The 12760-nt window shown below is 38.0% G+C and carries 7 protein-coding genes; 6 read left to right on the top strand and 1 reads right to left on the bottom strand.

All coding sequences use genetic code 11. The annotated features are described in order from the left end of the window. The first annotated feature begins 200 nt into the window (after window positions 1-200). From PLH43_RS10700 to PLH43_RS10675, 6 genes are all read left to right on the top strand, one after another. Window positions 201-2654 (top strand): glycosyl hydrolase, encoded by a 2454-nt coding sequence (locus tag PLH43_RS10700; protein WP_324362925.1) that lies wholly within the window; start codon window positions 201-203, stop codon window positions 2652-2654. Between the two features lie 133 nt (window positions 2655-2787). Beyond that, window positions 2788-4494 carry an RICIN domain-containing protein gene (locus PLH43_RS10695; RefSeq protein WP_324362923.1) on the top strand — a complete coding sequence of 569 codons (1707 nt, stop codon included), beginning with the start codon at window positions 2788-2790 and terminating at the stop codon, window positions 4492-4494. Between the two features lie 45 nt (window positions 4495-4539). Then, window positions 4540-5580: a Wadjet anti-phage system protein JetD domain-containing protein gene (locus PLH43_RS10690; protein WP_324362921.1), complete on the top strand. Its 1041-nt coding sequence runs from the start codon at window positions 4540-4542 to the stop codon at window positions 5578-5580. Continuing rightward, a complete protein-coding gene (locus tag PLH43_RS10685; RefSeq protein ID WP_324362920.1) occupies window positions 5564-7141 on the top strand; it encodes a hypothetical protein in 1578 nt (525 codons plus the stop codon). Before PLH43_RS10690 ends, PLH43_RS10685 begins: the two co-directional genes overlap by 17 nt. Next, window positions 7138-7854 (top strand): DUF6063 family protein, encoded by a 717-nt coding sequence (locus tag PLH43_RS10680; RefSeq protein WP_324362917.1) that lies wholly within the window; start codon window positions 7138-7140, stop codon window positions 7852-7854. The genes PLH43_RS10685 and PLH43_RS10680 overlap by 4 nt, the downstream gene beginning before the upstream one ends. Before the next feature lie 4 nt (window positions 7855-7858). Continuing rightward, the gene (locus PLH43_RS10675; RefSeq protein ID WP_324362915.1) at window positions 7859-12286 is read left to right on the top strand and encodes a chromosome partitioning protein ParA; all 4428 of its coding nucleotides are present in this window, start codon (window positions 7859-7861) and stop codon (window positions 12284-12286) included. 50 nt (window positions 12287-12336) lie between these two features. Here PLH43_RS10675 and PLH43_RS10670 read toward each other — a convergent pair whose 3' ends face one another. Continuing rightward, complete coding sequence (locus PLH43_RS10670) at window positions 12337-12699, bottom strand: DUF4352 domain-containing protein (RefSeq protein ID WP_324362927.1); 363 nt, start codon at window positions 12697-12699, stop codon at window positions 12337-12339. Between the last annotated feature and the right edge of the window lie 61 nt (window positions 12700-12760).

Here is a 12760-nt window from a genome sequence, read left to right as displayed (position 1 = left end):
CTCCATGGTTGCATTTCTATAAATATTAATATAGAAAATCTTTTGATTCAACTTATATCTATCCGTGTTATAATGTATATACATATGGATTGTTTTCTTTTTTATGGCTGAGGCTTAAGTCAAATATACGGATTGCTTATAGTAGAACTGCTAATGTAAATTATAAGTATGGAAACTGCTTTACCAAGGGGAGGAAGCTTATGTTAAAGAAAAAGGTTTCAATATCGTTTATACTGGCAGCAATAGTTCTGTTTGGTGTTATACAACCTTTTGGGATTGCCGCTGCCCGGTATTATCGTGAAGGAGCCGGTAGTTATACCGATGTTCTGCCTTCGGGGGCAAAAGGGCCTCAAGCGGAAATCTACAAAACATCCGATTTTGAGGGTGCAATTCCGACCAACAGTTGGGAAAGCTCTATTTTATGGAATCAATATTCACTTCCGATATATGCTCATCCTTTGACGTTTAAATTTAAAGCTGAAGGCATTGAAGTAGGAAAGCCTGCCTTGGGAGGCTCAGGAATAGCTTATATCGGTGCCCATAAAAGTGATTTCACCGTTGGACACTCATCTGTTAAAAACTTTCCCGATGCAAGGGCGGACAAAATATCCGATTTTTCTTTCGATGCGGTTATGTCGGTGGGTTCAAGCGGTATCAAATCTACATTAATGAAGGGAAGTCCCTATGCCTATTTTATTTTCACAGGCGGAAATCCCAAGATTGATTTTGCCGCTTCACCAACAGTGTTTTATGGAGATTCTACAAGCCAGTATCTTGGCATTACAATAAACGGTGTAAATTACGGACTCTTTGCTCCTTTAGGTTCTACATGGCATGGAATCGGAACCGGTTCAATAACCTGTATACTTCCGGCAGGAAAAAACTATTTTTCAATTGCAGTTTTACCCGACAACAAGGTTTCCACCCTTACATATTATAAAGATTATGCCTATGCCTTTGTGACAGACACAAAAGTGAACTGGAACTACAATGAGAGTGAAAGCACTCTTACTACTACTTTTACAGCAGAAGTTTCAGTAAAGGAAGGAGCAAATAAAGGCACAATTTTTGCCCTTTATCCTCATCAATGGCGAAGCAACCCGCATATTTCGCCTCTGCCGTACACTTATTCAACGCTGAGAGGCATTATGAAAACAGTTCAAGGTACAAGCTTTAAGACTGTATATCGCTATCACGGAATTTTGCCGAACCTTCCCGACAAAGGAACCTATGATAAAGATGCAATAAATAGATATATTAATGAACTGGCTCTTTATGCAAATTCTCCTGTTTCCGATGACACCTATTGGTTTGGAAAGCATCTAGGCAAGCTTTCATGTGCCCTTCCTATTGCAGAGCAGATTGGAAATACTTATGCGGCCGACCGGTTTATAAGTTTTATGAAATCATCTTTGGAAGACTGGTTTACTGCAAAAGAAGGGGAAACAGCAAGACTATTTTATTACGACGCCAACTGGGGAACCTTGATAGGTTATCCCTCAAGCTACGGAAGTGACGACCAGATAAACGATCATCACTTCCATTACGGTTATTTTCTTCACGCTGCAGCTCAAATAGCGTTAAGAGACCCCCAATGGGCATCTAGAGATAATTGGGGAGCAATGGTGGAGTTGTTAATCAAAGATATTGCAAACTGGGACAGAAGCGACACCAGATTTCCGTTTCTAAGAAATTTTGACCCTTATGAAGGCCATTCTTGGGCATCAGGCCATGCAGGGTTTGCAGACGGCAATAATCAGGAGTCGTCATCTGAGGCAATCAATGCATGGCAGGCAATTATTCTTTGGGGAGAAGCAACAGGAAATAAAGCAATAAGGGATGTTGGAATTTATCTTTATACTACCGAGATTGAAGCCGTCTACAATTACTGGTTCGATTTATACAAAGACATATTTTCGCCTACCTACGGACATAATTACGCTTCCATGGTATGGGGAGGCAAATACTGCCATGAAATTTGGTGGGACGGTACAAATTCGGAAAAGCACGGTATAAACTTTTTACCAATCACAGCCGCCTCATTGTATCTGGGGAAAGACCCTGGCTATGTAAAGGAAAACTATGAGGAAATGCTAAAAGAGTGCGGGGCATCGGAACCTCCCAACTGGAAGGATATACAGTATATGTATTACGCCCTTTATGACCCTGCGGCAGCCAAAAACATGTGGAACGAAAACATTGTCCCCGAGGATGGGGAAAGCCGTGCTCATACCTATCATTGGATTTGCAATCTTGACGGCATGGGGCTTCCCGATTTTAGTGTTACTTCCGACACACCGTTGTACTCGGTATTTAATAAAAACAACATAAGGACCTATGTTGTTTATAATGCTTCATCAGTTGCAAAGAAGGTTACATTTTCCGACGGAAAAGTAATGACAGTTTCTCCATACTCCATGGCGGTTTCCGATAGCACAGAAAATCAGGTTTTGGCCGGAGATTTGAACGGTGACGGTAAAATAAACTCCACAGACATGTCTCTTATGAAAAGATATCTTTTAAAGCAAATTGCAGATTTGCCGGTTGAAGATGATATTAAAGCTGCAGACATGAATGGAGACGGCAAAGTTAATTCTACCGATATGTCAATCTTAAAAAGAATTATATTAAGAAGTTTACCGGCCATAAGTTGAAGCTTTAGGTACAATATGAGAAAATATATATGGGCCGCGTTGCCAAGTCCCGTTTATACAGGTCTATGATACTAATAAACGGCACGTAAATGCTGTTTTTATAATTAATGTCATTTGTGGGGAGGGATAAAAGATGGGTAAAAGATATGTTGGATGCCGGTTTATTTTAACACTACTCTTTGCGGCATTTCTGATGGGGACTATTAAAAGCTTTACTGTGTTGGCTAACGACAGGGTCGTTGTCAACGGAACACAGTTTAAAGACACATCGGGAAATGTAATACATGCCCATGGAGGAGGTTTGTTAAAACACGGCGACTATTACTACTGGTACGGTGAATACCGGGACAGCTCCAACTACTTTTTAGGCGTACGGTGTTACAGGTCAAAAGACCTTGCAAATTGGGAATACAGGGGAGAGGTACTGGCTCCGGATTCTGCTCCCGAGCTTAATCGATGCAATATTGAGAGACCAAAAGTTATGTATAACGCATCAACCGGTGAGTTTGTCATGTGGATGCACTGGGAAAACGGTATAAACTACGGTCAGGCAAGGGCAGCTGTTGCATACTGCAAAACCCCCGACGGCAAATTCACATATATTCGAAGCTTTCGTCCTATGCAAGACACAGGCGTTATGGATCATGGCCTTCCGGGATATATGTCCAGGGACTGCAATGTATTTGTAGACACCGACGGCAAGGGATATTTCATTTCCTCGGCCAATGAAAACATGGACCTGCATCTTTATGAATTAACACCCGATTATAAAAATATTGCATCCCTTAAAGCAAAGCTGTTTGTAGGGCAGCAAAGAGAAGCACCCTGCCTCATAAAAAGAAACGGTTACTACTATCTGATTACCTCCGGTTGTACAGGATGGAATCCCAATCAGACCAAATATGCCTATTCAAAAGATTTGGCCAGCGGTTGGTCTTCACTCCAAAATCTCGGAAATTCGACTACATACAGGTCTCAGCCGGCATATATCATTCCCGTTCAGGGAAGTGCTGAGACCACCTATCTGTATACAGGAGACCGTTGGGCCGGTGCCTGGGGAGGAAAGGTAAATGATTCCCAATATGTATGGCTTCCGATAAATTTCATATCGGATACAAAGCTTGAGTTACCTTATTATGATTCTATAAAGATTGATGTTTCTTCGGGAAAAGTTTACGAGTACATACCGGATACTACGCGTTACAAGCTGGTGAACAAAAACAGCGGAAAAGTCCTCGATGTCCTCGACGGCTCCACCGAAAATGCGGCCCAAATTGTTCAATGGACCGACAACGGTTCTTTAAGTCAGCAGTGGTATCTTGTGGACGTTAGTGACGGTTATAAAAAGATTGTGAACGTAAAAAGCGGAAAAGCTTTGGATGTAAAAGATGAGTCCAAGGAGAATGGGGGAGTTTTAATACAGTACACCAGCAACGGCGGATACAATCAGCATTGGAAATTTAAAGACATAGGAGATGGGTATTTCAAGATTTCCAGCAGGCACAGCGGAAAGCTGATAGATGTTCAAAAATGGTCAACTGCGGATGGCGGAATAATTCAACAGTGGTCCGATGCAGAAGGATCAAATCAGCATTGGAAACTGGTACCTGTATCAAATCCCGAGCCTTCTCCTTCACCTAAAGTAATTAAGGGAGATGTAAACGGTGACTTGAAAGTAAATTCAACGGATTATTCCATGTTAAAAAGATATTTGCTTAAGGTTATTGATAAATTTCCGTATGAAAACGGAAAATTGGCTGCCGATTTAAACGGAGATTCCAATATAAATTCTACAGATATGGCGATTCTAAAAAGGTATTTGCTTATGGAGCAAAAGTGATAATATCTAATAAATTATTTTGCTGAGACGGAAAGGGCATTTTTAATGGAAAAACTCATTTATCAAACGATTGAGAATCATGCTAAGAAAGTAATTGAGACCTCTGACATTCTCCTTGGAGTTGAAAAACAGTTGGGAGTGGACAGTTTTGAGCTTAAAGGAGGATACCGGTCTTTTGCCTCTTTTATTAATAGTTTATGTGAAAAAGGATTTCTTTCGCCGGTAAAAGCATCGGGGATTAATGGCCGCAATCCTCCTCTATATAATAAATACAGGATACTTGTAGAAAATGAAAGTAAACTCAGTGACGAATTGGTTTTGGAGCTGCAAGCCCTGTACCCAAAGCTTGATAAAAGTTATTATTTCAAAAACCCTGAGGCATATAAAAATGACAGGAAGTATATTTTGATGCTTTCTCAGTATCTTCTTGACAGTACTTCAGGCCGCTCATTAAAATATAGATGCACTATGAATGAAAGGTCCTTTGAGATTTTCAACAATGAGAAATTTCTCGAATCCCACGGAAAGGTTTTGCTAAAACGCGTGGGGCTTTCTCTTGAGGACCTGAATTGTTACAAGACATTAGAAGCTTTTTTCTATATATTGCTTGAGCCAAAGGACAGGCTTAATATATTAATTATCGAAAACAAGGATACTTTTTATTCTGTGGTAAAATTTCTGGAAAGAAAGCCCAAACGTCAAATTTACGGGGTAAATGTAGATATGCTGATTTACGGTGAAGGAAAGAAGATAATAAATAGCTACAGTTTTATTGCTGAAGTAGCAATGGATAAAGAAATAGAGAGGGTATATTATTTCGGTGACCTTGATTATGAAGGCATCGGAATATACAACTCTTTGGCATTAAAATACGGCAAGGATTTGATAGTACCCCATGTAAGATTGTATCAAGAGCTGTTAAAGGCAGCCAAAAAGCCTCCTAAGCTTAGGACAAATCAGTCGGAAGTACCCTTGGAGCCTTTTCTTGAGCATTTTGACGAAGAGAGCAGAAGGGAAATAGCAGCAGTACTGTACGATGGCAAGTATATTCCACAGGAGGCGGTAAAATTTGTACCAGAGAAATGACTTTGAAGGAACTGCTTTGGATTGTCTTAAGGATTTCAGGCAGAGAATGAGCAATCTGGCACCTTTTATACACCTAGCACGAAAGCTCACAGGTTTTCAGAAATATGGCGAAGTAGACATGATTTCCGTAGGATTTTCCGTTTTGCTATTTGTTTTGGAAAATATGCTAATCGGGCGTGAAGAATGCAGCATTGACAACATTGCAGATTTTTTGCAGCTCCTTTTAAAAAGGTCATATGATATCAATATGACTCAGGAAGAGTCAAGGGAAATGGCGTTTTACATAAGGGATTCAATAGCAGGAAGTGGCGGCGAGGTAGTTGATTTCAAGTTCCGAAACTTGGAGACCAATAAAGATGAATCCATTTCGATAAAGCTTATTGATACTTCATATTACGAGATTAAAAAATCTGCAAGGTATAAGCTTACTGATCAGGGGATGGAGCTCCTCTTTAAAACTCGGGAAATATATTCGGAATTTAGGATTAACATAACCCAGCTGTATTTAAAACAGCAAATTGAAAAAGGGGTATTTTCCGGAGCATTACAGACTGTAAACGAGCTGAATCTCCAAGTAAGACAGCTTCGGGAAAAACTTGAAAGCCTCCTTTTGAACATACGGCAAAATGTGCTGGGAATTGATTTTGAAGATTTAAAGCAGCTTTTCTCAAGGATAAAGGAGCAGTTTGAGATTGAAAGACGGGAATTTGGCAATATAAAAAGGATACTAAAAGAGCATAGGGAAAACATTGAGAAAATAAACTATTTTGAGCTTGAAGAAGATGAGCTAAGAAAGCTCGAGCAAATAAATGTGCTTACAGAAAAACTCAATATAACAACCGCCGAACATGACAGGCTTTTTAACGAAAAGCTTGACATTGTAGGCGAGTACTTGAAAACTATAGAAATAAGGCTTCGCCAGGGAGTCAGCGAATTTATTGACTTTGAAAAAAGTATCTTTGATGTATTTATTTCAATAAATTTAAATCCCGAACCATTAAAAAGCATACTGTCTCCGCTGTTCACCAATAATGCATCCCTTAAGGTCTTTAATCTGTTTAAAGCTTTAGAGCCTCAGAGGATAAAGAGTGAAGCCCTGGAAGATGACAGGGAAAGCATAGACATTGAATTGGCGATGGAGATGAAGGAAAAGGAAGAGAGAGAAGAGAGGGAAAGAAGGGATAAAAAGGTTATGGCTTACCTTGAGGCCATACTTCTTGAAGCATACTATGAAGGTGAGTCTCATCTTAGCCAAGCCCTCGCAAGGCTTGATGAAAACTTGTATAATACGGCTTCCTTTGATTTTGACTTTTACAGCTTGGTTGTAATTCTTCATCAAAACAAACTCATTGATTTTAAAGATTTAGAAGATATATTAAGCAGGATGGTAAGGGATACTTCAACTTACAACATAAATATTTATTACCTTTTTGAAAGGATATTTGACAAAAAGCCCGAGCTTAGAGCTCTAAAAACCCTGCTTTTAATATCCGGGGATAAAAAGATAAGCTTTGAAAACGGAAATGAGATAACAGATTTTATTATCAAGGGGGAAAAATGATGGAGAATTTCTCGCCTGATTCGGTAAGAAAGGCATTTTCTTTGTTTATGAACTTGATTGAAAAATCCAAAATATCAAAAAAGGATGAACCTGAACTGTTTATGTCCTATGAAGATCCTGAAATATCATATATTATGAGGATATTTGAAGAAGAGTCCGGAATTATGGTGCTTCATTCCTCGGACACCTTGTATTATACTCCGAGAACGGATAACAGATTTTTCGGCTTTACCAACGAAGAGTTAAGGGATAAAATGGGTTTTGCCAATAATACTGAACTGTATTTGTCCTACATAATAATCCTATCTATTATTATAAAATTCTTTAACGGTGAGAACTACAACAACAAGATTCGCACCATGCTAAATGTCGAAGAGCTCGAAGCATATATAACATCCAAGCTTCAAGCGGTTGAAGCCATGGAAAACAATGAAGAAATCGATGAAGCCCTGAATTTTAATTTCAGGAGTATATCAAAGCTATGGCTTGATATGCCTGCCTATGACGAAAAAATAAAAAACTTCAGCCAGTCTAAAGGCACTAGAATAAGCTATATATACAGGACCATCAAATTTCTTCAGGAACAAGGGCTTGTAAATTTAGACAATGACAGTGAAATCTATACCACCGACAAAATGGATACTCTAGTGATAAGCTATTACCCCGAAAGTACCAGAAAAAGAGAAATCCTCTCTTTCATTGAAAGGATATGATTTTATGCCGAGAATAAACAGATTTAGAATTGTGAATTTTAAATATGACGACGATAAAAAATGTATTTCAAACGAAGTGTTTGAGTTTGACGGGAAAAATGCCCTCCTGAACCTTGAAAACGGGGGAGGAAAAAGTGTCATACTTCAATTGGCTCTTCAGGTCGTGCTGCCCAATACAAGTATGGGAAGCAGGAATTTTAGCGACTATTTCAAGCCCGGAGCTTCTCCTACCCATATTATGGTGGAATGGAAGCTTGACGGCCCCATTGCCGAATATCTTCTGACAGGTATTTGTGTGTCCAAAAATTCCGACGGGCTTAGGTATTTTACCTATACTCATAAATATACCTTGCCCCATGATTTTGATATAAAAGGCCTTGAAGCAATAAATGAAAAAAAGCAGGTTATAGGTTTTTTAGAGTACCAGAACTATTTAAAGAAACTTATCTCTGATATGCGGCTTAATATTAATATATACTCTCGTGACCGCCAGAGGGAATACAGGGACAAGCTTTATACTTTTAATTTGTTTAAGGAAGAATTTGAAGCTATAAAGGTTATAAACCAGACTGAGGGCGGAATTGACAAATTTTTTGAAAATGCAAGAAAGTCTAGGAATGTAATTGAAAAGCTTATTATTCCCAATATTCCTCAGAGAGAAGGGGAAACATCCGGAATATTGGCTGAGACTTTCAAAAAGCATCTCGAAAACTTAAAGAACATACCCATTTACCAGCATAATATAAAGATGTATGAAGCTTTTTGCGAGAAAGCATCAAAGCTTCTTTCAGAGCTTTATGACTACGGTGTGACTGTTGATGAAATAAATAACATCAGCCGGGATTTGCTGACCCTTTCAAATCTTATAACAATTGCCTCAAACAGGCTATATGACGAAAGTGAAAGCCTAAAAAACAACGACCGTAACTATTCAGCAAAAATTGAAGAGCTTTCATATAAAACGGAAAGCCTTGAGTATCAGAAAATACTCATTGAACTTGAATCTTTAAAAGCAAGACATGAGGAAGTTTTAAGAGAAATCAATAAGCTTGAGGATAAAATTCAAAAGTGCAAAGAGAAAATCAATTTTATGGAATCGGCTGTCATGTATGAGGAGGTCATTAGTACAAGAAGTGAGATTTCATTATCTAAAGCACAGCTTGATGCCCTTTCAAAAGAAAAAGAAGAGATTGACAAAGAATATCAAAATTACATATATCATGCAAAGATTTTGCTTGAGGAAGAGATAAAGAAAATTCAAAAAACCATGGAAGACTTAATAAATCAAAGAGATGTGTTGTCAAAGGAACAGAAAGAACTAGAAATAAAAGTCAAAGAAAAAGATGTCGAGAGGGACAGGGTAAGGGACAATATTTCTTCCATTCGCACAAAGATTGAGGATAAGCAAAAAGTTTTAAGCCAGCTTTCATCATATTTTTATTCAAAGGATATGACAATTTTATTAGCTCCTTCGGAAGAACTTTTAAGTTTTACAAAGCAAAGGGATGAACTTTTATGCAAAATAGGAAATCTCAAAAAAGAAATCGAAGAAATAAACGGGTTAATGGAAGATTTATCGATAAAAGAAAACAGGATAAATGAAAGCACAGCAGCTTTGCGTCAGCAAAAAGACAACCTCGATGAAAAAATCCAAACCTTTGAAAACAAATACTCAAAAATAAATAAAGAAATATCTATGTATGAAATTTCCGAAGATGTTTACAGCAAAGAAACCCATGAAGCTCTTAACGCTCTTAAGATAAAGATGGACAATTCCATAAGTGATGTTTTGGGAAGATACCATGAGCTTATTAAGAGAAAGTATCTTTTTGACGGCAGTGAATACTACCTTCCGGATATAGAGCTCAAAAAAGTTTACGAGTACTTGAAAGACCATAACATAAGATGCATACCGGGTTCATTGTGGCTAAAAAACCAGCGTGAGGATTTAAGGGAGGCTCTTTTGCACCAAAACCCCCTTTTGTGCCACTCAATAATAATAGACAAACAAGAACTGCTAAAAATAGAGGACGGTCCTCTGTTTGACGGGATGCTGGAGCTGGTTGAAAGCTACCCTGTGACTTTTATTGTGGACTCCGAAGATGGAATAATGACTCCAAAGACCAAATCGGAATTATCAAAGGGAATTGACAAATTAGGCTCTTTAGAAATGTATGTGGTTTATTCAAAGAATAATGCCTTAGCTTTAGACTCCGAACTTTTTAAAGCATATCTTACGGGAATGGATCAAAATATCGACAGATTGAAGGCTGAATATGAAGGAATGAAAGAAAATGCGGAAAAGTTAACCGGACTTATGGAAAGATGCCGGGAGTTCGTAAAGACCTATCCCGAAGGATGGCTTAAAGAAAACAGAGCCCATTTTGATGCTATTTTAGAGGATATCAACAAAAATGATGATACCCTAAAGAGTATAAGAGAAGAAAGAGATACGCTTCAGAGAAAAATCAGAGAAAATCAAGATGCTATTGATAAAGCAAATGAACTTGTAAAAGAGAAAGAGAAGGATATTGAAAGTCTTAAGCAGTATATGGAGCTTAAAGATGAAATTTCAAAGCTTGATAAAGACCTTCGGGTAAAAAAACAAATGCTTGAGCAAATTGAAAGGGAGAAAAATACTTTCAGCGAGAAGATTGATTCAATATTTAAAAATATTGAGGATGTAAAAACAAGTATAAACACAAACTCAAGACAGTATGAGGAAAAAAGAAAAATATTTGATGAAATATCAGCAAAATTAAGTATTGAAGAGCCCCAAATGCAAATAACCGGAACTTTAGAAGAAATTCTCTCTAAAGCCCGGGGACTTGAAATAAAGATATCTGAAAGAGACGGGGAGCAGATAAAGAAATTTATCGAAAAATGCAGGGAAAACGTAGAAAAAAACTTAAACAACATTCGTTCAAAGGGATTTGAAGAGTCCGACTTTGATGGGATTTCGGCAAGCTTTACAGAATATGAAATTGAAGAAGAACGCAAAATACAACATCTACTAGAGCAAGAAGCCAATACATTAAAAGATGAAGAAAGGGTGTACTTTGGAGATATTGAAAAATTAAAAGGCAAAGAAGAAATACAGAGAAAAGAGATACAGAAAAAATACAATCTTCCGCCTTTTGAGTTTGAAACATTAGAAGGTATTGATAGAGCCCTTTTTGAAGCGCAAATAGATGCCTTTAGAAAAAAGAAGCAGAAGAACGCAAAAAAACTGGATGAAGTTGAAAAAAGAAGGGGTAAGCTGGTAGAATACAGGGAAAGGCTCGATGAGTATATAGAGGAAAAAAATATAAGTATCGAGGCATCAACAAGACAGAATATGGATAGCTTTGTATATCAAGGAGAAACCATTTCTCTCTGGGATATATTAAAATTGCCTCTTGAAGAGATTTCCCACATTACAAGCAAAATAAAAAAACATTATTTTGAAGCAGCAGGAAATCTGGAAACGATGCAGTCCAATATCCGGGAAAGCTATAATAAGCTGTACAGTGATGCGGATTGGGCCGAAAATATGACAATCAGACTGACCCTCGATAAAATTATGAAAAGCGATATGTATAACTTCAAATATGTCAAAGATATGTTTGAGGATATACTAAAGAGTGTTGAAAAGATGAAGGACGCAGCAGAGTTTCAATTAAACGAATTCACAAAAGACAAGGAGGAAATTATAGAACGCTGCTATAGCAAGGCAGAAGCCATATACGAGGAATTAAAATCCGTTGATACCTTTTCCAAAATAAAAATTAATGACACCAGCAGAAAGACCATAGTAATTGAAATGCCGTCCCTTCATCAGGAAGAGGGAAAAGCTCTGATGGCCCGCTATATTGAGGAGTCCATTAATGAAATTGAGAGAATGAAGGCCGAAGGTAAATATGATATGGCAAGAATCGACAGTGAAATAGCAAAAATAATGTCCCCTGTAAGGCTTTTGGATGCCGTTACAAACCTTAACGAATATTCAATCAAGGTATTTAAGCCCGAATTGACTGTCGGGGCTTCCCGCTATATTCCGTGGGAAGTGGTTATAAACTGGTCCGGCGGAGAGAAGCTGGCAGGATTTTTTGCCATGTTTATCTCGATTATTTCCTACTTAAGGTATAAAAAGACCGGATGGCAAGGTTCCAGCAAGGTTATATGGATAGACAATCCCTTCGGTCAAGCAAATGCAAGCTATCTTCTTTCGTATATTTTCGAGCTTGCAAAGGCAACAAATACCCAGTTGATATGCCTTACCGGTCATAAACAGACAGATATATATATGCAGTTTGATGTGGTATACAGCCTGTTGCACAGGATGCTTTCGGGAATTAACATGAGTGTAATACAGTCCAGCCTTGTTAAATCCGGTGCGGAACTTGAATCTGCTACATACAAAGTGAAGCATGAACAAATGAGATTGTTTTAAATATCCTCAAAAAGATAATCCTCGGGTTTTATCCTGAGGATTTTTCATAATTAACGGTCCAATTTGATAATAGCTTTATCTCCAAAGAGGATTGGGTCTATCTCCAGCTTAAGGTCTTTTGCGTCTTGGGGTATTTCAAAAGCAACTTCGCCCTGAAGACTTCTTTTTGGAGCTATTTCGCCGTCAACAGTTCCCCTTAAATCGGGAACAATTGCCACATCATAACTTATATTCTCACCGTCAATTAAAGTAAACATTAGCATTGAGTTAAAGTTAAAGGTTTGATTACCTTTGTTCTCAATGGCAACATCAATTGCATACCATATATTGCCGTTCTCGGGGGAAAGAAACTTGTTTTCCGGTACTTCTCTTGCACCGTTTACAGTATATGTTATGTCATTTAACCGAACAATATCACCTATGTAAATGTCAATAAAAATTTAGGTCAGTTACCGGAGTAAAATCAGGCCACCA

Origin of the sequence: Acetivibrio sp. (assembly GCF_035371925.1) — a bacterium.
GTDB lineage: Bacteria > Bacillota > Clostridia > Acetivibrionales > Acetivibrionaceae > Hungateiclostridium.
The sequence above is the reverse complement of the archived record's forward strand: the minus strand, read 5'-3'. Positions and strand labels throughout refer to the sequence as shown.

Excerpts from the sequence above, each read along its gene's own strand:
- PLH43_RS10700 (WP_324362925.1), top strand. The coding sequence starts at position 201 with ATGTTAAAGAAAAAGGTTTCAATATCGTTTATACTGGCAGCAATAGTT.
- PLH43_RS10695 (WP_324362923.1), top strand. The coding sequence starts at position 2,788 with ATGGGTAAAAGATATGTTGGATGCCGGTTTATTTTAACACTACTCTTT.
- PLH43_RS10690 (WP_324362921.1), top strand. The coding sequence starts at position 4,540 with ATGGAAAAACTCATTTATCAAACGATTGAGAATCATGCTAAGAAAGTA.
- PLH43_RS10680 (WP_324362917.1), top strand. The coding sequence starts at position 7,138 with ATGATGGAGAATTTCTCGCCTGATTCGGTAAGAAAGGCATTTTCTTTG.
- PLH43_RS10675 (WP_324362915.1), top strand. The coding sequence starts at position 7,859 with ATGCCGAGAATAAACAGATTTAGAATTGTGAATTTTAAATATGACGAC.